Origin of the sequence: Peteryoungia wuzhouensis, assembly GCF_003205195.1 — a bacterium.
GTDB classification, from domain to species: Bacteria; Pseudomonadota; Alphaproteobacteria; order Rhizobiales; family Rhizobiaceae; genus Allorhizobium; species Allorhizobium wuzhouense.
In genome coordinates this window covers 908,690-931,777 of sequence record NZ_QJRY01000001.1, presented here as the reverse complement: position 1 = coordinate 931,777, position 23,088 = coordinate 908,690, and the positions used below count along the sequence as shown (strand labels likewise).

The following is a 23,088-nucleotide window of genomic DNA, read 5'->3' as shown; positions in this document are numbered from 1 at the left end:
CGTGAGCACCTCTGATTCCGATCTCTCGCAATTGCCTGCCCCCTTCCTTCGCTGGTTCGGCGAAAAGGGTTGGCGGCCGCGTGCGCACCAGCTGGAACTTCTGTCCCGCGCCAAGGGCGGCGAAAGCCTGCTTCTGATCGCGCCCACCGGCGCCGGCAAGACCTTGGCTGGGTTCCTGCCATCGCTGACCGAACTCACCGAGCGCGGGCCTAAGAAGCCGGGAGAAGCCTTTACCGGCATCCATACGCTCTACATTTCGCCCTTGAAGGCGCTCGCCGTCGACATCGAGCGCAACCTGATGAAGCCGGTCATCGAAATGGGGCTTTCGATCACCATCGAGAACCGCACCGGCGACACCCCAGCCTCCAAGCGTCAGCGCCAGAAGACCAACCCGCCGGATATCCTGTTGACGACCCCGGAGCAGCTGGCGCTGCTCATTTCCCATTCCGATGCCGTCAGGTTCTTCAAGGATCTGCGCTACGTCATCTTCGACGAACTGCATTCGTTGGTCACGTCCAAACGCGGCCACCTGCTGTCACTGGGATTGGCACGCCTGCGTCGCCTGGCGCCGGGCCTCAAGACCATCGGCCTCTCGGCCACCGTCGCCCAGCCGATGGACCTGCGCCGCTGGCTGGTTGGCCAGCGGACGGACGCAGAAACCGCAGCCGGCCTGATTACCGTGGTCGGTGGCGCCCGGCCGAACATCACTATCCTTGAGACCGAAGAGCGCATCCCCTGGTCGGGTCATTCCGCCCGCTATGCCATCCCCGATGTCTACAAGGTGCTGAAGGACTTCCAGACGACGCTGCTTTTCGTCAACACCCGGTCCCAGGCTGAAATGCTCTTCCAGGAACTCTGGACCGTGAACGATGACAACCTGCCGATCGCGCTCCATCACGGCTCGCTTGATGTCTCGCAGCGCCGCAAGGTCGAGGCGGCCATGGCCGAAAACCGGCTGCGCGCCGTGGTCGCGACGTCGACGCTGGATCTCGGCATCGACTGGGGCGATGTCGATCTGGTCGTACATGTCGGTGCGCCGAAGGGCGCCTCGCGGCTGGCGCAGCGTATCGGCCGCGCCAATCACCGCATGGATGAGCCGTCGCGCGCCATTCTGGTGCCGGCCAACCGCTTCGAGGTCATGGAGTGTCAGGCGGCGCTTGATGCCAACTATCTTGGCGCCCAGGACACGCCGCCGGTGGGGGAGGGCTCGCTCGATGTGCTCGCCCAGCATGTGCTCGGCATGGCCTGCGCGGCCCCCTTCGATGAGGAGGATCTCTACGGCGAAGTGGTGAGTGCACTGCCCTATGCCGCACTTCCGCGCGAAACCTTTGCCCGCATCGTCGATTTTGTCGCGACCGGCGGTTATGCCCTTCGGACTTATGAGCGTTATGCCCGTATCCGCAAGACCAAGGAGGGCCTCTGGCGTGTGTCGAACCCGCAGGTTGCCCAGCAATATCGCCTGAACCTCGGCACCATCGTCGAGATGCCGATGCTGAATGTCCGGCTGGTGAAGCGCAACCATCTGGGCTCGATCGGCCGGGGCGGCATGACGCTGGGCAAGGTCGAGGAATATTTCTTCGAGCAACTGACCCAGGGCGACACATTCCTTTTCGCCGGCAAGGTGCTGCGGTTTGAAGGCATTCGCGACAACGAATGTCTGGTCTCCAACGCCTTCTCGCAGGATCCAAAAATCCCCGCCTATGCGGGCGGCAAGTTCCCGCTTTCGACCTATCTCGCCGAGCAGGTCCGCGCCATGCTGGATGATCCCGCCCGCCGCACCAGCCTGCCGGATCAGGTCCGCGACTGGCTGTCACTGCAGGCGGAAAAATCGGTGCTGCCGAAACGCGGCGACCTGCTGATCGAGACGTTCCCGCGCGGCGAGCGCTTCTACATGGTCATCTACGCCTTCGAGGGCCGTCTCGCCCACCAGACGCTGGGCATGTTGCTGACTCGCCGCCTGGAGAGGATGGGCGCAAAGCCCCTCGGCTTCGTCGCCACGGACTATGCACTCGCCGTCTGGGGCCTGGAGGATATGGGCTCGCGGATCGCAAGGGGCGCGCTCAGCCTGTCCGACCTCTTCGATCAGGACATGTTGGGCGACGACCTCGAAGCCTGGCTCGACGAGAGTTGGATGCTGAAACGCACCTTCCGCACCTGCGCCGTCATCGCCGGCCTGATCGAAAAACGTCATCCGGGCAAGGAAAAGTCCGGCCGCCAGGTGACGGTCTCGGCCGATCTGATCTATGACGTGCTGCGCAGCCACGAGCCTGATCATATCCTGATGCAGGCGACGCGACAGGATGCCGCCGCAGGACTTTTGGACATCGCCCGACTTGCCGATATGCTGGAGCGAATCAAGGGCCATATCCTGCACAAGCGGCTGGACCATATCTCGCCGCTCGCCGTGCCGGTGATGCTGGAAATCGGCAAGGAGCCGGTGGCCGGCGATGCGCAGGAGCATGTGCTCTCCATGGCGGCCGACGACCTGATCGCCGAGGCCATGGCCTGACGCCGGAGGCGACCGGCATGACGAAACGCCGGGAACGGCAGGACCGACGTATGACGAGCTTGACCGCACGGCGCCTGGCGCCGCCTGACATGGCCGAAATGGCAACCGAGATCGCACTCTGCGGCGTTGCAGCGGTCTGCGATCTGAGCGGCGCGCTTTATCTGCCGGACTTGGACACGCTTGTCGTCTCGGACCTGCACCTCGAGAAAGGTGCTGCCTTTGCCCGCCGCGGCCAGCTTCTGCCGCCTTACGATACTCAGGCAACACTGAGGCTCCTCGACGCTGTCGTGACGCGTTACCAGCCGAAGACGGTGATCAGCCTGGGGGACAATTTCCATGATCGGATCGGTTCGGCTCTGATGCCCTTGCCCTTCCGCGAGATGATCCTGGCGATCGCCCGCGGCCGCGATCTCATCTGGATCAACGGCAACCACGATCCTGACGGAACGACGGGCCTGCCCGGTATCTGCGCCGATGAGATTGCGCTTGCCGGCCTCACCTTCCGGCACGAACCGTCACTGGCCCATGGCAAGGGCGAGGTTGCCGGACATCTGCATCCCTCGGCCACCGTGCGTCGGCGCGAAAAATCCGTGCGCCGCCCGTGTTTTGCGACCGATGGCAATCGTCTGGTGATGCCGTCCTTCGGCGTGACGACAGGCGGTCTCGATCTGCGGCACAAGGCCTTCACCGGCCTGTTCGCCCGCACCGACCTGATCGCCCACCTGCTCGGCCGCGACCGGATCTACTCCGTACGTTTCGGCAATCTGCTCGGCTGAAACAGCGGGTTCAGCCTGCACCGACGGAATAACGCAGGATCACCGCGCCGGTGTCGACGGGGTTTGCCGCGATCAGCGCCAGCCGCCGTTCCTGACCGGGCTTGAACAGGGGCGTCCCCTTGCCGAGCAGGACGGGCACCACGCAGACCCGCAATTCGTCGACCAGCCCCGCCTCCAGGAGATCGTGTTGCAGCGCGGCACTTCCGAACACGAAGATGGTCTTGCCTGGCTCGGCCTTCATCTGCCTCAGGTCCGTCACGGCATCCTTGATGATGCGCGTGTTGTTCCACGATGCGTCGCTCAAGGTCCGTGTGGCGACGCCCTTGGGCTTGGCATTCATATAGGCCTTGATCTCAAGCTCGTCCGTCGCGTCCGGCCAGTGAGCTGCCATGCCCTCATAGGTCTTGCGGCCGAAGACGATGAAGTCAGTCTCCTCGCCGAGAGACAGGGCATAATTCCGCAGATCCGCGCCCCAGGCGAGAAGATGAAATGCCAGGTCCCAAGGGGTGTCGCCCTCGAAATACCCGTCCAGCGACATCAGGTTCCAGCCCACCAGTTTCCGCATGATTTTCCCCTCGCTCCGGTTGCGTATTGCAACTGGTTGATTGCTACCCCAACTGGTGGCATTACGCAATCGGTTTCGGAGGCCACTCAATGACGATGCAGCGCTCGGGCTGTCCCATCAATCTCACCCTGGAGGTGATCGGCGATCGTTGGAGCTTGATCGTCATCCGGGACGTGATGTTCGGCAATCGCAGGCATTTCCGCGAATTGTTGCAGCAGTCGGAGGAAGGCATTGCTTCCAACATCCTCGCCGATCGTCTGAAGCGTCTGGTCGCTTGTGATCTTCTGTCACGCAGGGACGATCCGACGCACAAGCAGAAGGGCGTCTATTCGCTGACGGAAGCGTCGATCCAGCTGGTTCCCCTGTTGGCGATGATGGGCGCATGGGGGCGGCGCCACCGGCCTGTCAGCGAGGATCTGTCCATCCGTGCGGAACTGCTGGAAAAGGGTGGCCCGCCGCTCTGGGAAGACTTCATGGCCGAGCTTCGGGTCATCCATCTCGGGGCCGCGCGAGAGCCGAATGCCCGAGATGTCCTTGCCGACCTGACGGCCGCCTATCTGGCGGTGAAGGCGCGCATGGCGGAGGACGCCGCGATCCTCAATCCTTCCGGAACACCAGGCTCGCCAGCCAACCCGTGATCAGCGCTGTCAGAACGGCGAACAGGCCGTAGAGAAGCGGCTGTTCATGGGCGGCTTCCGTGATCGCCTCTTCGAGACCGGTCTTGATCACGCGCAGCGGCAGTTCCTTCTCCGCAATGAATTCGCCAGATTTGAACAGATAGGCATGCACCATGTGTACACCGTCCGGAATGTTCGCGGGCAGGCGCAGCGTCGCCTTAAACAGGCTCGACGAGACGAAGCGCACGCCATTCGTGTCGCGCTGGTAAAGACCCTGGCTCTGTTTCAGTCGCCGGAATGCGTCGCGGAATTCCGCGAGATTGGCGGCGGTGGAGATGTAGCCGGTCGGCGTCAATGCCAGATGATCGATGCCGATGTTGCGCGACGTCAGCTCGCGTGCCGCAGAAATTTGCTCGACTGGCCGCGTGCTGGCCAGTGAATACGAGATCGGCATCTGCTCGAAGGTCATCGAACTGCGGTTGACCCAGATCCCGAACAGCCGCTCCTTGCGCCGCACCGTCGTCCAGTCGCTGGGGCCTTCGAGGGTCACCACCACGTCGTATTGGCCGATGGCGAGCAACAACTGGTCGGTATTGGCAAGAGCCCCGAAAATGGTGAGGTCGGCGCCGGAGAAATCCGACGTGATCGCGATTTCACTGGTCGAGGTGCCGATGTCGAGGCTTTCCTTGCCGGTGAAATCGAGCGCCAGCGGGTCTTGCGCTGAGGCCGGAAGGGCGAAGAGCAGCGACAGCAGAAACGCGGAAGCAAGGATGGGGAGGCGCGTCATCTGCTCAGCCCCCGATCGCAATCGAGTAGATGTCTTCCGGCGGCACGACGAGTTCGATGGCAAGACGCACGCCGACTGCGAGAACCAGCAGGCCGAGCAGCGCCCGCAGCTGTTCGCCACGCAGTTTTTGCCCGACACGCACGCCGTATTGCGCCCCGATCACGCCCGCCACCATCAGGATGAAGGCAAGCACGATGTCGACCGAATAGTTCGTCGCCGCCTGCACGATCGTCGTATAGGCCGTGGTGAAGATGATCTGGAACAGCGACGTCCCGACGACGACGTTGGTCGGGATGCGCAGGAGGTAGATCATCGCCGGCACCATGATGAAGCCGCCGCCGACACCCATGATCGAGGTGAGGATGCCGATCGCAAAACCCAGCGCCAGGATCGGAATGACGCTCAGATAGATCTTCGACTTCTTGAACCGCATCTTGAAGGGCAGACGGTGCACCCAGTTGTGCTGGCCGGGTCGCTTGAGCGGTGCCGTCTCGTTGCGCGCCGCGCGGCGCAATGCCCGCAGGCTTTCCGCCAGCATCAGCCCGCCGACCGTGCCGAGAAAGACGACATAGAGCAGCGAGATGATCAGATCCAGCTGGCCAAGGCGTCTGAGCCAGGAGAAGATTCCCACACCGATACTCGCGCCTGCAAGACCGCCGATCAGCAGCACGGTCCCGAGCTTCATGTCGAGCGAACCGCGACGGAAATGGGTGATGGCCCCAGACACCGACGAAGCGACGACCTGGTTTGCACCGGTGGCGACCGCGACGACGGGCGGGATGTTGTAGAAGATCAGGAGCGGCGTGATCAGGAAGCCGCCGCCGACGCCGAACATGCCCGAGAGGAAGCCGACAGCCGCGCCCATGCCGAGGATGATGAAGATATTGACCGACAACTCGGCGATCGGCAGATAGATCGTCACCTTCGGACCTCAAATGCGATTATCCGCGCTTTCGGCGCGGATCTCGTTCGGACCTGAGCGGCCCCGTTTTTGGATCAGTTCGAAGGGATCAAGTCCTTGATCGCACTTGATCCCTCGGCATTTCCTTCTTGCGCCCGCATATCCCGCGAGTCAATTCAGCATCCCTGCATAGGCAAGGATTTTACGTCTTTTGTGACGGCGCGATCACTTGTTGCGGGCCAGCAATTCCTTGACCAGCTTGTCGCTGACCTGGCCTGTCGGCTCCGCGCCGATCGAGGTCTGGAAGGCCTTGATTGCCGTCACGGTCTTGGCACCCATCACGCCATCAGGATTGCCGGCGTCGAAACCGTTCTTGTTCAGGATCGCCTGGATGTTGCGGATCGCCTTCTTCATGTCGATGCTGGCGGTCTTCAGGCCCTTGCCGGCCCATTCATCCGGGATATTCGCGGAATTCGCATCCGGCTCGAGCGGCGTCGCCTTCCACAGATCGACCTCGGCGCGGGCGCGCTCCAGCTGGTCCGGCTTCATGGCATTGGCCACTTCGTCTCGCTTCTGGGCGGCGTCCTTGTCGCCTCCCTTTGCCGCGATTGCGAACCATTTGTAGGACTGGACGAGGTCCGGCGCCGCGCCATTGCCGCGCGCAAAAAGGATCGCAAGGTTGAACTGGCTGTCGGAAACGCCGCGCTCGGCAGCCTTGCCGAACCATTCGACCGCCTTGGCATAGTCCTGCGCGCCATCCTTGCCGGAGGCATAGATGACCGCGAGATTGTGCATGGCGCTGGCATTGCCGGCGGCTGCCGCCAGTTCGTAATAGCGCTTGGCTTCCTTGATGTCAGGCGCGAGGCCGGTTCCTTTCTCCAGGAAGTTGGCCAGGCGATATTGCGCCAGCGCAAAGCCCTTGTCAGCCGAGAGTTTGTACCATTTGGCGGCCTCGGCAAAATTGCTGGCGACGCCGCGTCCCTCGGTATAGCGCGCGCCGATTTCAAACAGCGCTTGCGGATCGCCATTCTTTGCCGCGATCGACAGGGACGGCGGGGTGATCTCGGCCGGCACGACAATTTCCGCTGCCGGTGCGGCAGCGGCGACGGAGACGGCGGCCGGTTGCGGAAGTGCCGAGGGTGCGGTCGATGCCATTGCCGGCGCGGACGTATTGTCCAGTGTCTGGGCAGGCGCGGTCGCGGCGGGAGCCATCAACGCGTTGACCGGTGGGTTGGTCGGCGCGGCAGCGGTGATCGTGACAGGGGCGGTGGACGGCGAAGCGACGGCGGCGGCAGGAGGCTCTGTTGCCTCGGCTGGCGTTTCCGTGGCTTCAGCGGCCGTGGCCTCGCGGGCATTCGGTCCGGCCGCATCGGTTGCTGGTGCCATTTCGCTGACATTGTCGGAGGCGGTCGGCTCGGCAGGCGGCGTCACCAGGGCATTTTCGTCCGGCGCGACGTCTTCGACAGTGGCGGGTGCATCGCTTCTGGTCAGCGTGTTGACCAGCGGCATCGCCATGGCAGCCAGCAGGATCGCGCCGACGGCCATCAGGATCGGCCGGCGATAGCGGGCAAACAGCGATGACTGACCGTGTTCGGTCGCTGCTTTGCCCTTGCCGTTGGTCTGACCGGCGGATTTTGCAGACGCCTTGGCCGAGGGGCTGGCCTTCTGCGTCTTGTTCATTTCCATCGCGGCGGCCTGGGCGGCACGGCGTGCGGCGGCAATGTAGTCGGTGCGGTCGCCGCTTTCCGGCTCGGAACCGGAGGATTTCGAAGCCTGTTGGCTGGCGCGTACGCGTTCCAGGATCTTGCGCACATCGGGTGCGCCCGAACCGGGTTCCAGCAGTTCGTTCGCCTCGTCGGGTGGCAGCACGTCGGCGGCATCAAGCGATGGCGCCGGATCGACGACCTGGCGGGCTTCTGCCTTCGCGACCGGAGCCGCCTTTGCCTTCTTCCCCGGCATCAGCTTCTTGCCGAGCCCGGCCAGCAGGCTGGGCTTGGAAGCCTTTTTCTCGCGCGCCGCATCGATGACGGGCATTGCCGTCATCGTCTGGGCGAAATCGTCGGCAGCTGCCAGCAGCTCCTGGTCGATCGGATGGGCAGGAGCAGCGGCAGGCTCCGGCATTTCCGGCGGCTTGACGCTGGCAGCCGGGGCCTGTGCATCGGTGCGGCGTGCCGGCTGCGCGGTTGCAATCGGTGCCTGGGCGAACATGACAGCCGAATCCTGCCGCTGCGAGGATTCGTGCAATTCGTCGAGGCGTCCGGCGATCTGTACCAGCGTGTCGTGCAGCGCTTCGAAGGTACGGTGAGTCCGCTCCTCGGAATTGCGGGAATAGTCCTCAAGCTGCTTCAGGTGATCCGAGAGCGCCGTCAGCGCCGAGAGATCGGCGGGCTGTGCCGCGCCGTTCAGAATGTTGCGCTGGGTGAAATTCGCCATCACCGTTTCGGCGGCCTGGCGCGCGGCCTCGATGATGTATTCGTCGCTGGTCGCGACGTAGTCTTCCAGCGCGGAGATCCGGCCAGCCACTTCCGGATCGGCGGAAGGCTGGCTGATCAAAGCGGAAAGATGTGCGATCTGTTCTTCAAGGCCGCGCAGGCTGGCGCTTTCGCTACCCGGCACGGTGGCGCTGGTTTCCTCCAGCCGGTCGACGACGGCATTCAGCCGGTCCTCGAGATTGCGCAGGGCGCTGTCATCGATGACGGCAGACGCATGCGGCGCATCGAGATCTTCGATCCGGCGTGCAAGGATCTCCAGCCGATCTGCCAGACGGTCATTCCCGGCGCCGCTGTCCAGCGCATCGATCTTGCGCGAGATGTCGGCGAGGTAGCCGGTCAGTTCCGGCGCCGCAGCCGGTGCCTGGCCACGTTCCAGCATGTAGGACAGCTGGTCCAGCCGTTCCTCCAGACGCACGGCGCCTTGTTCGGCCGAGAGCTGTTCGATCCGCATCGTCAGGATTTCCAGCCGCTCGGCCAGTTCCTGCGAGGAATCCGCCTCGGGCATGCGTCGCTCAGACAGGGATTCAATCTGGCGGGCAAGCCCGACCAGTCGCTCTTCGAGCCGGTGGAATGTGGCCGGGTCGTTGGCCGTGCCGCTCGTGCGGCTATTGGCGGCGATCGCGCGGGTAATCTCGTCAAGGCGCAGATCGAGGCCGGCGAACTGTTCCATCACCATGCGTTCGTTCGGGTCGATATGTGCGCCGATGTGTTCCAGCGCGCTGGCCACGGTCATCAGCTTGTCTTCGAGCGCCCGGATGGTTCGGCTGTCACCCATGGTGCCGATCTGGGTCTTGATCTCATCGAGGCGGTCGGCCAGCCGGATGATCTCGTCGCGCATGGCGCCGGTGTCTTCGTCGAAGCGCACTTCGACATCGCTCCAGCGCTGCTCCATGCGCTGAACGCTCTCCTCGCGGGCAAGCCCGTCCATCAGCGAGCGCAGCGCGTTGAAATCCTGCTTCAGCCCATCCGTGCCCGGCATCCGGGAGGTGTCGAGCTGCTGGATGCTGTCCGCCAGCCGTGCGATGTCGGCACGCATGTCGTCCTGCGGCCGGTGTTCTTCGGCAATCGCCCGGATGGCGCGCATCTCGTTGCGCAAACCTGCGATCTCGCGTGTGAGGGTTTCTGTCACGTCCTGGCGCAATTCCTTGCGAAGGGTCGCGATGGCATCGTTGACATCGTGAAGGGGCGCCGGGCTGGGCGCGATCGGGGCGGTGGCACGACCATCGCTGCGGGTGCTGAATCCGGGGCGCGGCTCAGAGAGCGGCGGCGTGCGCACGGCCATGCGGGGCGGCTGTTCGTCGCCGCGATTGTACAGGCTGCCGCGATCGGCGCTGAGCGCACGGCTTTCCTCCAGCGCCTTCTGACGCTGGCGGATTTCGGCGAGCGGATCGACGCGGCGCGCGGGTTCCTCCACGCGAGGGCGAGGCAGCGGGCGGGGCTGGGCTTCCGGGACTGCGGCCCGGGCGCCCGACTGGTTCATCAGGCCCTCGATCCGTGCCTCGAGCCCTTCGATGGTACGGCTCAACGCATCCAGCGAGGATGGGCTGCCGGGGCGCGGAGAGGAGGATCGAGATCCGTTCATGGTTCTGCTCGCTTCATGATGCGGGGAGGGATGCGCCCCCCGATGCGTCCGGTGCCGCTGAATTCGTCCTCCGTCTCCCGCCGGAGAGCCCGGCTTTGCTGGGCTTGGTGGGAATCGCGGCCGGATCATCGGCTTTCAAACGCAACCTTTCATGAAACATGGTAAACAAGCCGTTAAGTCATGCTTAAAAATTGGAAAACGGGTGCGTTGCGTTCCGTTCGATATGCCCGGCGCAAGCCGGTTCAGGCAGCCTGTTGTGGAGGAGGGGGGCTGCGGGACGAGAACCGAAAAACAAGCGACCCGTAAATTTTGACGTTTACGCGCACGTCAATTATTTGTATAAGCCGGAACAGTCCGATCCCGTCGGAACCGAAGTCTTTGGAGGAAGATGACCGATGCCTGTCTACAAGGCCCCCGTAAACGACACGCTTTTCATTCTCAACGACGTCCTTGGTCTCGAGCGGTACAACAACCTGCCGGGCTTCGAGGATGCGACCCCCGACATGATCGAGGCGATCGTCGGCGAGGCGGCCAAGCTCGCGGAAGAGCAGCTTTTCCCGCTCAACCTCTCCGGCGACCAGGAAGGCTGCGTCCGTTCGGATGATGGTTCGGTCAAGACGCCGAAGGGCTTCAAGCAGGCTTATGACGCCTATTGTCAGGGTGGCTGGCTGGGCCTCGCAGTGCCTGCCGAATACGGCGGCCAGGGCCTGCCCTACACCCTGCATTCGGCTGTCGGTGAATACATGTCGTCGGCCAACATGGCGCTGATGATGTATCCGGGCCTGACCCAGGGCGCAATCGCCGCGATCCTGGAACACGGCTCCGACGAGCAGAAGCAGAAATATCTGCCGAAGATGGTCGAGGGTGTCTGGACCGGCACGATGAACCTCACCGAGCCCCATTGCGGCACGGACCTCGGTCTGCTGCGCACCAAGGCTGTTCCGAACGGTGACGGTTCCTATAAGATCTCCGGCCAGAAGATCTTCATCTCGGCCGGCGAACACGACATGTCGGACAACATCATCCACTTGGTGCTGGCCCGCATCGAAGGCGCACCTGAGGGCACCAAGGGCATCTCGCTCTTCATCGTGCCGAAGTTCATGGTTGGCGATGACGGCTCCGTCGGTGCCCGCAACACGGTCACCTGCGGCGCCATCGAGCACAAGATGGGCATCCACGGCAACGCCACCTGCGTGATGAACTATGACGAGGCGACCGGCTATCTGATCGGCGCCGAGAACAAGGGCTTAGCTGCCATGTTCGTCATGATGAACGAGGCCCGCCTCGGCGTCGGTCTGCAGGGCCTCTCGATCTCCGAAATCGCCTATCAGAACGCGGCCAACTATGCCCGCGAACGCATCCAGGGCCGCTCTCTCTCCGGCGTCAAGGCGCCGGAAAAGAAGGCTGACCCGATCATTGTGCATCCGGACATTCGTCGTGTTCTGCTGACCATCAAGGCGTTCAACGAAGCGGGCCGCGCCTTCACGCTGTGGACGGCGCTGAAATCCGACATCGCACATCGCTCGGGCGACGCCGCTGAAAAGCAGCTCGCCGACGACGTGCTGGGCCTGATGACGCCGATCCTCAAGGGCGTGTTGACCGACAAGGGCTTCGACCATGCCGTCATGGCCCAGCAGGTCTATGGCGGTCATGGCTACATCGAAGAATGGGGCATGAGCCAGTATGTCCGCGATGCCCGCATCGCGATGATCTACGAAGGTGCCAACGGCATCCAGGCGCTCGACCTCGTCGGCCGCAAGCTCGGCCTGAACGGCGGCCGCGCCGTGATGGCGCTGTTCAAGGAAATTGGCGATTTCTGCGAGGAGAACCGTTCGGACGAGAACCTGTCGGCCTACACCAAGAGCCTGAAGAAGGGCTTGAACGACCTGCAGGCTGCGACCATGTGGTTCATGCAGAACGCCATGGCCAAGCCCGACAATGCCGGTGCCGGTTCGACCGACTATATGCACCTCTTCGGCCTCGTCGTGCTCGGCTACATGTGGGCGAAGATGGCCAAGGCGGCAAACGATAACCTGGCCGCAGGTTCGGGCGATGCCGACTACTACAAGAACAAGCTGTTGACCGGTCGCTTCTACATGGAGAAGGTCATGCCGGAAACGGCCCTGCGCAAGGCCCGCATCGAAACCGGCGCCGACAGCCTGATGGAAATGGCCGCTGAGGCGTTTTGAGTTTTTGCCCCTCACCCTACCCTCTCCCCGCATGCGGGGAGAGGGGAAGCCGCCGCTGCGGTATGGGTAACGGTCCACGCGGCCTATGAGGGTTCCTCCTTCTCCCCGCCTGCGGGGAGAAGGTGCCGGCAGGCGGATGAGGGGCATCGCCCCGTCAAGATCAAGGCGCCCCTGTGCGCCCAAGGGAGAGAGACGATGACTGAAGTCTTCATTTACGATCACGTGCGCACGCCCCGCGGGCGCGGCAAGAAGGACGGATCGCTGCACGAAGTGCCGACCCCGCGCCTGGCCGCCAAGACGCTGGAAGCGCTGCGCGACCGTAATGGCCTAGACACATCCACCGTTGACGACATCATCTTCGGCTGCGTCGATCCGGTCATGGAAGCCGGCGCCGTGATACCGAAGGCCGCCGCCTTCGAGGCCGGTTACGACTTCGCCGCCCCCGGCATCCAGATCTCGCGCTTCTGCGCGTCTGGTCTCGACGCGATCAACCTCGCAGCCGGCAAGGTCATGGCTGGCTCGGACGACATCGTCATCGCCGGCGGTGTAGAATCGATGTCCCGCGTCGGCATGGGCATGTCGGGAGGCGCCTGGTACATGGACCCCTCGGTCAACTTCCCAGGCTATTTCATGCCGCAGGGCGTCTCCGCTGACCTGATCGCCACCAAATATGGCTTCACCCGCGACGACGTCGATGCCTATGCCGTCGAGAGCCAGAAGCGCTCCGCCGCCTCCTGGGCTGCCGGCAATTTTGCCAAGTCCGTCATCCCGGTGAAGGATGGCAACGGCCTCGTCATTCTCGACCGCGACGAACACATGCGCCCCGGCACCGACATGCAGTCGCTGGCAAGCCTCAAGCCCTCCTTCCAGATGCCCGGCGAGATGGGCGGCTTTGAAGCTGTCGCCATCCAGGCCCATCCGGAAATCGAGCGCATCAACTACATCCACCACGCCGGCAATTCGTCTGGCATCGTCGATGGTGCTGCCGCCGTCCTCGTCGGCTCTAAGGCTGGTGGTGAGGCGATGGGCCTGAAGCCCCGCGCCCGCATCCGCGCCTTCACCAATATCGGCTCCGACCCGGCGCTCATGCTGACCGGCCCGGTCGATGTGACCGAAAAGCTCCTGAAGCGCACCGGCATGAAGATCTCTGACTTCGACCTGTTCGAACTGAACGAGGCCTTCGCCGCCGTCGTCCTGCGCTTCATGCAGCATTTCAACGTCGACCATTCGAAGATGAACGTCGCCGGCGGCGCGATCGCCATGGGCCATCCGCTCGGTGCCACCGGTGCGATGATCCTCGGCACGGTGCTGGACGAGCTGGAACGCCGCGATCTGAACACCGCGCTGGTCACGCTCTGCATCGGCGCCGGCATGGGCACGGCCACGGTTATCGAGCGCGTTTGAGGCTTTGCATGAAAGCCCCTCACCCCGCCTCCGCTTCGCTCGGCGCACCCTCTCCCCGTAAACGGGGCGAGGGGGACCGGAAACGTAGCGGCACCCGCCTTCTCCCCGCCTGCGGGGAGAAGGTGCCGGCAGGCGGATGAGGGGCAATTTACGCCAAGAAATTCAGGGAAGAGGAATCCCATCATGACCTACAAGAACTTTACCATTGAGACCGATGCAGACGGTATTGCCCTCGTCACCTGGGACATGCCCGACAAGTCGATGAACGTCTTCACCGTCGAAGTCATGGACGAGATCGAGAAGATCCTTGAGCAGACCGTTGCCGATGACGGCATCAACGGCGTGGTCTTCACATCCGGCAAGTCGTCCTTCTCCGGCGGGGCCGATCTCACCATGATCAAGGGCATGTTCTCCATGCTCGAAGAGGAAAAGGCGAAAAACCCGGCAGCCGCCGTCCAGAAGCTCTTTGACGCCGCCGGTCGCATGACCTGGCTGTGGCGCAAGATCGAGACCAACGGCAAGCCCTGGGTCTCCGCCATCAACGGCACCTGCATGGGTGGTGCGACCGAACTGTCGCTCGCTTGCCATGGCCGCGTCGCCTCCAATGCCAAGTCGGTCAAGATCGGCCTGCCGGAAGTCAAGGTCGGCATCTTCCCCGGCGCCGGTGGCACGCAGCGCGTCGCTCGCCTCGCCAACACGCAGGACGCCCTGCAGATGATGACCACGGGCCAGACGCTGTCGGCCGCACGCGCCAAGGCGATGAACCTCGTGCACCAGGTCGTCGAGCCCGGCGAACTCATCAATGCTGCCAAGCAGATGATCAAGGACGGTCTGAAGCCGGTCGCCCCCTGGGACGAAAAGGGCTTCAAGGTTCCCGGCGGCGGCATCTGGACCCCGGCGGCGGCCCAGCTCTGGCCGGCCGCTTCCGCCATCCTGCGCCGCGAAACCGCTGGCAACTATCCGGCAGCACTTGCGATCCTGAAGAGCGTCTATGAGGGCCTGCAGGTGCCGTTCGACACGGGCCTTCGCATCGAGCAGCGTTACTTCACCGAGATCGTCCAGACCACCGAAGCCTATTCGATGATCCGCTCGCTCTTCGTCTCGATGCAGGAGCTGAACAAGGGCGCCCGCCGCCCGGCAGGTCAGCCGAAGTCCGAGATCAAGAAGGTCGGCGTCGTCGGCGCCGGTTTCATGGGCGCTTCGATCGCCTATGTGACCGCTGCGGCCGGCATCAATGTCGTGCTGATCGACCGTGATATGGAAGCCGCGGCTAAGGGCAAGACCCATTCGGAAGGCCTCGTTGCCGGTGCTGTCGGTAAGGGAAAGCTGACCAAGGACGAAGGCGACAAGCTTCTGTCACTGATCACGCCGTCTGACGACTACGGCACGCTCGCCGATGCCGACCTCGTCATCGAAGCCGTCTTCGAGGATCGTGACGTCAAGAAGGCCGTTATCGAGAAGGTCGAGGCGGTGTTGCCGGAAGGTGCGATCTTCGCCTCCAACACCTCGACGCTGCCGATCACGGGTCTCGCCGGAAACTCCAAGCGCCCGGTTGATTTCATCGGTATCCACTTCTTCTCGCCGGTCGAGAAGATGATGCTGACCGAAGTCATCCTCGGCAAGGAAACCGGCGACAAGGCGCTCGCCGTCGCCCTCGACTACGTCGCCGCGATCAAGAAGACCCCGATTGTCGTCAACGACACCCGTGGCTTCTTCGTCAACCGCTGCGTCCTGCGTTACATGGCCGAGAGCTACAACATGCTCATCGAAGGCGTACCGCCGGTCATGATCGAAAATGCCGCGAAGTTCGCCGGTATGCCGGTCGGCCCGCTGGCGCTCAACGACGAAGTGGCAATTGACCTCTCCTACAAGATCCTGAAAGCCACTGTTGCCGATCTCGGCGACAAGGCTGTCGATCCGCGCCACATGGAACTTGTTGCCCGCATGGTCGAGAAGGAAGAACGCTTCGGCCGCAAGAACGGCAAAGGCTTCTACGATTACCCGGCAAAGCCCGCGAAGAAGCACATCTGGCCGGGCCTGAAGGATCTTTACCCGCAGCAGAAGCCGGAAGCCGTCAACGTCAAGACCCTGCAGGAACGTTTCCTCGCCACCATCGCGCTGGAAGCCGCCCGCACCGTCGAGGAAGGCATCGTCACCGATCCGCGCGAAGCCGATGTCGGCTCCATCCTCGGCTTCGGCTTTGCGCCTTACACCGGCGGCGCCTTGTCCTACATCGACGGCATGGGCGTGAAGACCTTCGTGGAGCTCTGCGAACGCCTCGCCAAGGACTACGGCCCGCACTTCACCCCGACGCCGCTCCTGAAGGACATGGCCGCCAAGGGCGAAACCTTCTACGGCCGGTTCAATCCCTATGGTGAAGCCGCCAAGGCGGCCTGAAGACCTGAAGTCACGCAACAGATTGAAGAAGGCGGCTCTCGGGCCGCCTTTTGTTTGGCATCATCAGTTGGTCAGCTCATATGACCGGCGCAGCCCTTCCTGCTCCAGCCAGGCGATGACAGCCTCCGGCTCGTCCGTCTGGATGATCGTCACACCCCGATCGACGAAGAAGCCCCAGACATCTTCGGGACGTCCGGTCTTCAGCGCGAGATAATCGCCACGCCCGCCAGCCACCATGCCTTCAGGGCGGTCTGTGATGGGATAGGTATTGATCCACAGATGCGCGTTGTTGCGAATGGCGGCAGCCCGCGCCAAAGGCGACAGAAGCGGCCCGCCATCCGCAGTGATCGGCTGCGATGCGTCGCGGTGCCAATGCACGAGTTCGGCAGCCGGCGCCCCGATTGACGACTCCGTTCGGTCGATGAAGGCCGGCTCGGTGACCGCATCGTCGGCGAGGATCGGCATGAAGGCGATGTCGGGGCCGATGGCGCGGCGGATGTCGCGGGCCAGTTGCAGCCGGTCTGCATCCCAGACAGCCAGCTTGAGCAAAACGCCATCGGGCATGCCGAGGCTGCGGGCAATATCGGCGACTTCGACCAGCGCTTCCGGCTCGATCTTGTTGTCGATGTTGATCATGATCCGACCACGTGCATGCAGCATGGCCTCTTCGAGCGTGAACACATGCTCTTCGGTTGACCTGCGCTGTCCTTCGACGAGGAGTTGGCACGCGCGCAGTTCGCCGAGCGTGTGGTCGGCAACCTTTCCATGGCACGTGGTGGTGCGGTCCAGCGTTTCGTCATGCATGATAACCAGAACACCGTCCTTCGAGCGGCGCACATCCAGTTCGACCATCTCGACACCGATGGAAACGGCGTGATCGATGGCGGCAAAGGAGTTCTCGGCGCGCATGATGACGCCGTCTTTCTTCCATCCGGCGCGGTGGGCCACGACCATGACATGATCACGGTTGAGATTGGCGTTGAGCAGCCGGTCGTGGATGAGGGACACCCGGTTCGATGGCGGAATTGGCGCAAGGCTGGCCGCACCGGTAACGAGGCAGAGCAGAAGGCCGAGGACGAGAACGGCGAGACGCATGAGCATGGCTCCGATCTTTCAGGGTCGTCCTGTCGCCTTATGTGGTTCGGATGAAGTGCCGGTGACGGTTTTCTGAAGCCTCTGTGACAGGCAGCGATGGAACAGCGCGCCACGCGACGCCGTTCAACGACGGACGTGACACGGAAGGGAGAAGCATATGCCAGCCATCAGCGGAGTGCCGAGCGGACACAAGGCGATCGAGATGGAGCTTCCCGTCAACGCCGTGCTGCATCTCTGGCTGAAGGCGGTGACCCTGGATGAACCGGGTTCCGTGTCGCTCTACAGTGTCAACGGAAAGTTCGGTGAGGTGCAGGCGATCAACGCCGAAGAAAACTCGTTCCGCATCTACCACGTCTTCGGTGGCGGGATCGTCACCCTCGCTTATGATACGGCGATCACGTCACTCTCGGTCGCCTACTGGTTCACGCCGTCGGATGTGCTGGAAACCGGCATTACGGTCGTTCACACCAACCCGGCCAACGAACCCCCGGATCTGCCCGACGGCTATCACTTCCGCCCGCCCTTCGGCTGGATGAACGATCCGAACGGTTTTGGCCGTTTCGGCAGACGCCCGCATCTGTTCTACCAGCACTATTCGCACGGCCGCATCTGGAACAACATGCATTGGGGCCATGCCGTCTCGCCGGACTATTTGCGTTGGCGCCATCTCCCGGTCTTTCTCTTTCCCTCGGAGGAACTGTCGGTCCGCCCGGACAAACGCGGCGGGGCTTTTTCCGGATCTGCGATTGCAAGGCCGGACGGGCCGGGGCTTCGTGTCTTCTTCACCGAGAAGATTGCCGACCGGATACCGGAGCAGGAAATCCAGCTGACAGCGACATCCGCCGATCTCTTCAGCGCCGGGGCTGCAGATGTCCTGCTGCCCCGGCGTCCGGACGGCGAAGGTCTGACCTTCGATTTTCGCGACCCCTACGTGTTTCGTGGTCCCGACGGGCTCTGGAAGATGCTGCTCGGCAGCCAGAGTGCCGAAGGGGGTGTGGTGCTGCTCTACGAGACGACGGACAACACGGCCGCCGGGGGGTGGACCTATGTCGGGAAGCTCTACACCGAGACGCGTTACGAAACATCGGCGCTCGAATGCCCCTGCCTCCTGCCGGTGGACGGCGACGCCCGCGATCCCTCAACGCGCTGGGCACTGATCTACGGGCTGATGAACGGCGAGGACAAGGAAACCGGCCGGCGCAATCTCACGATGATCGACATAGGCTGGTTTGATGGCCGCAGCTTCGCCAAGTCCTTTGGCCGCGAGCTCGACTTCGGGACCGACAATTACGCATTCCAGGCTTTCGTTGATGGCGGCACGCCGGTGGGCATCGGCTGGCTCGGCAACTGGGCCGACACCGGTCCGACGATCGATTTCCCGTCAGCCATGAGCCTGCCGCGCACGCTGTCTCTGGACGGCGACGAACTTTTGACCCCGCCGATCGGGGCGGCTGAAAGTTTGAGGGCCCGAATGATCGACCGCACGCGACTGGTCGCGGGGCAGGTGGTGTCCTTGCCGCATGGTGCTGCCGAGATCGTCTTCGAACTGGCCGAGGCAGGATCGGAATTCCGGCTCGAATTCGACCATCCGGAGGTCCGCCTGGGGCTCTCCCAGCATGGCGAGGGACTGGAGATCCTGCATGGCTTCCTCGACCGGACGGAAGAGCCTCCGGGGCCGCGCTACATCGCGAAGGCCGCCGGGGCGAAGCGTGTGCGCGTGTTTCTCGACTACGGCTCGCTGGAGGTCTTTGCCGACGGCGGGCGATTGGCCGGCACGAAACGCATTGCCGGGTTCGAACCGGTGCGGGCCTTGCGGCTCATCGCCGAACCGGGGGCCGTGACGCAGGCGACAGTGTGGTCGCTTCGGCTATAGGGCATTGGGCGGCCTGAAACTGGCACTCACGCATGGCCGGCAAGAGCGGTCTCGGCGTCTGTCGCCTCCGTCTGAGTCGCGACGGAGGCACTCGCCCCGCGCACCCGCACCACCGTGACCGAGCACGGCGCAGACGCTGCCACTTCGCCGGAGACGCTACCCATCAGTGACCGCAGCGTCGAATTGGCCCTGGCGCCCATCACCACATGATCGACATTGTTGTCGCGGGCGAAGGTCAGGATCGCCTGGGCCGGCGAGACGGCTTCCAGAACGTGATAGGTGATGTCCGACTCGTCGGCGCCGAGCGGTGCGGCCCAGTGCTTCAGCGCGGCCAGTCGCATGACGTGTTTGCTATTGCCTTCGGCATCGAGATCGTCGTCCAGCGCGATGCGGGCGATCTTCAACACGTTGACGCAGGCGATGCGGGCATGTGGGGTGTTGCGGATGATGCGCTTGGCCGTCTCCCGCAAGGCTTCCGCCAGCTCCTGGCTCGCAGCATTGAGATCGATCGCCACCATGACGATCGGCGCAGAGGCGAGGATCGCGGCCGCCCCTTTCGGCTTGATCAGCTCGATCGGATCGGGGTTCAGCATGCGCTTCACCACCTTGCGCCAGCCGTCCCGGCTGGTTTTCTCCGCGCGCGCGGTAAGCCGCACATTGTAGAGATCGCCAAGATCAAGGGCGAGCTGTGCCGCCGACTGGTAGCGCCGGGCCGGATCGACCTCCAGGCAGCGCAGGATGATCTCCTGGCAGGCCTTGGAGACCATCGGGTTGAGCTCGCGCGGCGGCGGCGGATCCCACCAGAGCCGTTTCTTCAAACCGCTCATCCGCTGCGGATCGCCGAACGGCCGCCGACCGGTCGAAAAGAAATACATCAGAACGCCGAGCGCAAAGAGATCGGAGCGGAAGTCGGAGCGTACGCCGAGGATCTGTTCCGGCGCCATATAGGGCGCGGTGCCGTAAGGCAGGCGGAACTCCTCGTCCATCAGGTCCGGCAGCTCGAGATGCCGCGCGAGCCCATAATCGACCAGCACCGCCTCGCCGGTATCGCGAAACAAGATGTTCGACGGTTTGATGTCGAGGTGAACGACCTTCTGTCGATGCAGGTCGGAGAGCGCCGTTGCGATCTTCGAAGCCGTCTCGACGACTTCCGGCTGCGAGCAGGGCAGGCGCTCCAGCAGCGGATAGAGCGATTTTCCCGGCAGGCGTTCGACGACGATATAGGGCTGGCGCGAAAAATCGCCGCGCGCCACGAAACGCGGCACATGCGGTCCGCTGATCCTCGGCAGGATCATCAGCTCCATCTCGAAGCCGACGATGGTCGCCGGATCGGTGCCCGAGCCGATGCGCGGCACTTTCATGAGAAGTGGCCCTGGATGATCGGGATGGGTCACCTCATAGAGCTTCGCCATCCCGCCGGTATGGGCGAGCGTGCCGAGGGTGAAGCCGTCGATGACGTCACCTTCCTCGATGCGTGTCCGTGCCATATGTCCCGCTCCCCTTAACGTCCCCGGTAAAGCCGTTGGGCAAGCCCTTCCGGCAATGAGGCGGCGCGGATGGCGGTTGCCGCACCGTCGATGTCATAGGCAGTCCAGCGGAAGGAAAGCTCGCACGCCCCTGTGTCGTAGAGCGCCCAGGCCGCCGCCGGATTGCCGTCGCGTGGCTGGCCGACGGATCCGACGACCGCAAGCCAGCGTCGTGGGGGACCGACGGGAATGCCGATATCGGAGGTTGGAACGAAGGTCGTGACCTTGCCGCCCAGACCGAGACCATAGAGAGCCGGCGCATGCACATGCCCGCAAAAGCTGAGCCGTGCGCTGCACCCCTTGAAATGCGCATCCGCATCGCTGCGATCGTTCACATAGGTGAAACGCGCCGGTGCCGAGCCTTCTGCATGCACATAGAGCCGATCCTCGTCGGTGACGGAGACCGGCAGGCGTGCGAGAAAGTCGCGATGTCTCGGCTCGAGCGTGATGCGGGTCCAGTCGATCGCGATGCCGGCAGACGCGTTCATCGCATAGGAGGGATCGCTGATCGCCTGATCGTGGTTGCCACGCACGGCAATGGCGCCCTCGGCGACCATGTCCATGCAGGTCTCCACGCACCATGTCGGGTCGCCGCCGTAACCGACGATATCGCCGAGAATGACGAAGCGGTCGGCGCCGCGCGCGCGGGCATCGGCAAGCACGGTCTCAAACGCCTGCCGGTTGCCGTGGATGTCGGACAAAATTGCGATATTCATGCCCTCGTCAGCCCTCCCAGCTGCGTTGGATGGTGGCAGCATAGAGCGCTTCGGTGCCCGCGGCTATTCGCCGGAAGGCGAAGGCTTGATTGATGTCACGTGCCCGTCAAGATTGTCGGTGTAGCGTACCGGTAGGATCAGCCGGAACAGTTACGTCATGACCATTACAGCCGCCAATGTGCCCGCCTTACGTGCCGCTGCAGCCCTCGAGGAGCTTCTTGCGCTCCGGGCGCAAATCGTCGACGATGCCGAACAACGGAAGATCGCGATCGGTGCCGAGGGAAGTTCTGTGGAAGACCCGGCGATCGACAATCTTTGCCACTATCTGGCTCTGCGCCATCATGACATTCGCCCCCTGCAGCGGCGCCTGATGACGCTCGGCCTATCCTCCATGGGGCGCCTTGAAGGCAGGGTGCTCCCGACGATCGATGCCGTGCTGCAGGCGCTGGCCGCATTGGCGGGTGGCCGCCAGGATCTGCATCACGCCCCCGAGGAAAGCGCCTTCTTCGCAGGCGAGGCGCGCCTGACCGAAGCGACCGCCGACCTGCTCGGAATGCGCGGCGCGGGCCGGCGTACCCGCATCATGGTGACACTGCCGGGCACGGCGGGTGACGGACCTGACATGATCCTCGACCTTGCCCGGGCCGGCATGGATGTCGCCCGAATCAACTGCGCCCATGACGGCCCTGAAATCTGGCGGGCCATGACGGCCTATGTGCGCCAGGCCGGAAAGGTGGTCGGGCGCGACATCAAGGTTCTGATGGATGTCGCGGGACCGAAGATCCGGACCGAGGCTGTGGCAACTGCCGAGAAGAAGGCGCGCCTGCAGGTGGGCGACCGGCTGCGCCTGGTGGCCGAGGGTGAACCGTACCTTGACGAGACCGTCCGTTTTTCCGCCACGGTCTCGTTGCCGGAAATGGTGACACGGCTCACGGTCGGCGACCGGCTGCGTTATGATGATGGGAAGCTGGAAGCAGTGGTGGAGAGTGTCGCGGCCGGAGAAGCCGTGGTCGTGGTGAAACGCACCAAGGCGGGTGGCACAAAGCTGAAGCCGGAAAAGGGCGTCAATCTGCCCGATACCGCCTTGGGCCTTTCTCCGCTGACTGCCAAGGACGAGACCGATCTCGAAACCGTCATCGAATGCGCCGATCTGATCGGCTATTCCTTCGTCAGCCGTCCCGAGGATATCGACCTTCTCGATGAGGTCCTCGCCCGCCGAGGGCAAGGCGACCGGCCGCTCGGCCTGATTGCCAAGATAGAGCAGCCGCTGGCGCTGACCAACCTGCCTGGCTTGATCGCAAGAGCCCGCAGACGGGGTGCCTTCGGCGTCATGATTGCACGTGGCGACCTCGCCGCGGAGATCGGGTTCGAAAGGCTGGCGGAGATGCAGGAGGAAATCCTCTGGCTCTGTGAGGCAGCCTCCGTTCCCTGCATCTGGGCGACCCAGGTGCTGGAGGACATGGTCAAGGAAGGCATCCCGACACGGGGCGAAATGACAGATGCGGCCATGGCCGCAAGGGCGGAATGCGTGATGCTGAACAAGGGACCCGCGATCGTCGATGCCGTCTCGCTGCTCGATCGCCTGCTCGGCCGCATGGATGGACATCTGTTCAAGAAGACCCCTACGCTGCGCGCGCTGAAGAGCTGGTAAGGCTTTGC

The 23,088-nt window shown here is 63.5% G+C and carries 15 protein-coding genes; 8 read left to right on the top strand and 7 right to left on the bottom strand.

All coding sequences use genetic code 11. From position 1 onward, the window contains the following. The first annotated feature begins 1 nt into the window (after window position 1). Both DMY87_RS04580 and pdeM read left to right on the top strand, forming a co-directional pair. On the top strand, window positions 2-2,509 hold the full coding sequence (locus DMY87_RS04580; protein WP_110790381.1) for a ligase-associated DNA damage response DEXH box helicase: 2,508 nt from the start codon (window positions 2-4) through the stop codon (window positions 2,507-2,509). An 89-nt stretch (window positions 2,510-2,598) separates the two neighbouring features. Beyond that, window positions 2,599-3,285: a ligase-associated DNA damage response endonuclease PdeM gene (gene pdeM / locus DMY87_RS04575; protein ID WP_245408833.1), complete on the top strand. Its 687-nt coding sequence runs from the start codon at window positions 2,599-2,601 to the stop codon at window positions 3,283-3,285. A gap of 10 nt (window positions 3,286-3,295) precedes the next feature. On the opposite strand, the gene DMY87_RS04570 is transcribed toward pdeM, so the two are convergent. After that, entirely contained in the window at window positions 3,296-3,850 is a 555-nt protein-coding gene (locus tag DMY87_RS04570; protein WP_110790056.1) for a dihydrofolate reductase family protein, read from the bottom strand. Between the two features lie 89 nt (window positions 3,851-3,939). Between DMY87_RS04570 and DMY87_RS04565 the strand changes: the two genes are divergently transcribed. After that, window positions 3,940-4,488 carry a winged helix-turn-helix transcriptional regulator gene (locus DMY87_RS04565; protein WP_110790055.1) on the top strand — a complete coding sequence of 183 codons (549 nt, stop codon included), beginning with the start codon at window positions 3,940-3,942 and terminating at the stop codon, window positions 4,486-4,488. On the opposite strand, the gene DMY87_RS04560 is transcribed toward DMY87_RS04565, so the two are convergent. The 3 genes from DMY87_RS04560 to DMY87_RS04550 all read right to left on the bottom strand — a co-directional run bounded on the left by DMY87_RS04560 (window position 4,448) and on the right by DMY87_RS04550 (window position 10,229). Beyond that, entirely contained in the window at window positions 4,448-5,239 is a 792-nt protein-coding gene (locus tag DMY87_RS04560; RefSeq protein ID WP_425353468.1) for a TIGR02186 family protein, read from the bottom strand. The genes DMY87_RS04565 and DMY87_RS04560 overlap by 41 nt on opposite strands. A 19-nt stretch (window positions 5,240-5,258) precedes the next feature. After that, window positions 5,259-6,176: a sulfite exporter TauE/SafE family protein gene (locus DMY87_RS04555; protein WP_110790053.1), complete on the bottom strand. Its 918-nt coding sequence runs from the start codon at window positions 6,174-6,176 to the stop codon at window positions 5,259-5,261. Between the two features lie 204 nt (window positions 6,177-6,380). Next, window positions 6,381-10,229 (bottom strand): peptidoglycan-binding protein, encoded by a 3,849-nt coding sequence (locus DMY87_RS04550; RefSeq protein ID WP_110790052.1) that lies wholly within the window; start codon window positions 10,227-10,229, stop codon window positions 6,381-6,383. Window positions 10,230-10,624: 395 nt separating this feature from the next. Between DMY87_RS04550 and DMY87_RS04545 the strand changes: the two genes are divergently transcribed. The 3 genes from DMY87_RS04545 (at window position 10,625) to DMY87_RS04530 (ending at window position 16,219) form a co-directional block, all read left to right on the top strand. Continuing rightward, entirely contained in the window at window positions 10,625-12,418 is a 1,794-nt protein-coding gene (locus DMY87_RS04545) for an acyl-CoA dehydrogenase C-terminal domain-containing protein (RefSeq protein WP_110790051.1), read from the top strand. 195 nt (window positions 12,419-12,613) lie between these two features. Next, complete coding sequence (locus DMY87_RS04540) at window positions 12,614-13,822, top strand: acetyl-CoA C-acetyltransferase (RefSeq protein ID WP_110790050.1); 1,209 nt, start codon at window positions 12,614-12,616, stop codon at window positions 13,820-13,822. Between the two features lie 180 nt (window positions 13,823-14,002). Next, entirely contained in the window at window positions 14,003-16,219 is a 2,217-nt protein-coding gene (locus tag DMY87_RS04530) for an FAD-dependent oxidoreductase (protein ID WP_110790049.1), read from the top strand. Between the two features lie 63 nt (window positions 16,220-16,282). On the opposite strand, the gene DMY87_RS04525 is transcribed toward DMY87_RS04530, so the two are convergent. Beyond that, the gene (locus DMY87_RS04525; protein ID WP_245408816.1) at window positions 16,283-17,320 is read right to left on the bottom strand and encodes a glycerophosphodiester phosphodiesterase family protein; all 1,038 of its coding nucleotides are present in this window, start codon (window positions 17,318-17,320) and stop codon (window positions 16,283-16,285) included. Between the two features lie 151 nt (window positions 17,321-17,471). On the opposite strand from DMY87_RS04525, the gene DMY87_RS04520 reads away from it, so the two are divergent. Continuing rightward, a complete protein-coding gene (locus DMY87_RS04520) occupies window positions 17,472-19,187 on the top strand; it encodes a GH32 C-terminal domain-containing protein (protein WP_110790048.1) in 1,716 nt (571 codons plus the stop codon). A 26-nt stretch (window positions 19,188-19,213) separates the two neighbouring features. Here the strand turns inward: DMY87_RS04520 and DMY87_RS04515 are convergent, their stop codons facing one another. Both DMY87_RS04515 and DMY87_RS04510 read right to left on the bottom strand, forming a co-directional pair. Next, the gene (locus tag DMY87_RS04515; RefSeq protein ID WP_110790047.1) at window positions 19,214-20,674 is read right to left on the bottom strand and encodes a serine/threonine protein kinase; all 1,461 of its coding nucleotides are present in this window, start codon (window positions 20,672-20,674) and stop codon (window positions 19,214-19,216) included. Between the two features lie 14 nt (window positions 20,675-20,688). Then, on the bottom strand, window positions 20,689-21,429 hold the full coding sequence (locus DMY87_RS04510) for a metallophosphoesterase family protein (protein WP_110790046.1): 741 nt from the start codon (window positions 21,427-21,429) through the stop codon (window positions 20,689-20,691). A gap of 157 nt (window positions 21,430-21,586) precedes the next feature. On the opposite strand from DMY87_RS04510, the gene DMY87_RS04505 reads away from it, so the two are divergent. Further along, window positions 21,587-23,080, top strand: a complete 1,494-nt coding sequence (locus DMY87_RS04505; RefSeq protein WP_110790045.1) for a pyruvate kinase — start codon at window positions 21,587-21,589, stop codon at window positions 23,078-23,080. The last annotated feature ends 8 nt before the right edge of the window (window positions 23,081-23,088 follow it).

What these genes read in the sequence shown, in the direction of transcription:
- DMY87_RS04520 (WP_110790048.1), top strand. Translation starts at nt 17,472, where the DNA reads ATGCCAGCCATCAGCGGAGTGCCGAGCGGACACAAGGCGATCGAGATG.
- DMY87_RS04515 (WP_110790047.1), bottom strand. Translation starts at nt 20,674, where the DNA reads ATGGCACGGACACGCATCGAGGAAGGTGACGTCATCGACGGCTTCACC.
- DMY87_RS04505 (WP_110790045.1), top strand. Translation starts at nt 21,587, where the DNA reads ATGACCATTACAGCCGCCAATGTGCCCGCCTTACGTGCCGCTGCAGCC.
- DMY87_RS04525 (WP_245408816.1), bottom strand. Translation starts at nt 17,320, where the DNA reads ATGCTCATGCGTCTCGCCGTTCTCGTCCTCGGCCTTCTGCTCTGCCTC.
- DMY87_RS04565 (WP_110790055.1), top strand. Translation starts at nt 3,940, where the DNA reads ATGACGATGCAGCGCTCGGGCTGTCCCATCAATCTCACCCTGGAGGTG.
- DMY87_RS04545 (WP_110790051.1), top strand. Translation starts at nt 10,625, where the DNA reads ATGCCTGTCTACAAGGCCCCCGTAAACGACACGCTTTTCATTCTCAAC.
- DMY87_RS04570 (WP_110790056.1), bottom strand. Translation starts at nt 3,850, where the DNA reads ATGCGGAAACTGGTGGGCTGGAACCTGATGTCGCTGGACGGGTATTTC.
- DMY87_RS04540 (WP_110790050.1), top strand. Translation starts at nt 12,614, where the DNA reads ATGACTGAAGTCTTCATTTACGATCACGTGCGCACGCCCCGCGGGCGC.
- pdeM (WP_245408833.1), top strand. Translation starts at nt 2,599, where the DNA reads ATGGCCGAAATGGCAACCGAGATCGCACTCTGCGGCGTTGCAGCGGTC.
- DMY87_RS04510 (WP_110790046.1), bottom strand. Translation starts at nt 21,429, where the DNA reads ATGAATATCGCAATTTTGTCCGACATCCACGGCAACCGGCAGGCGTTT.
- DMY87_RS04550 (WP_110790052.1), bottom strand. Translation starts at nt 10,229, where the DNA reads ATGAACGGATCTCGATCCTCCTCTCCGCGCCCCGGCAGCCCATCCTCG.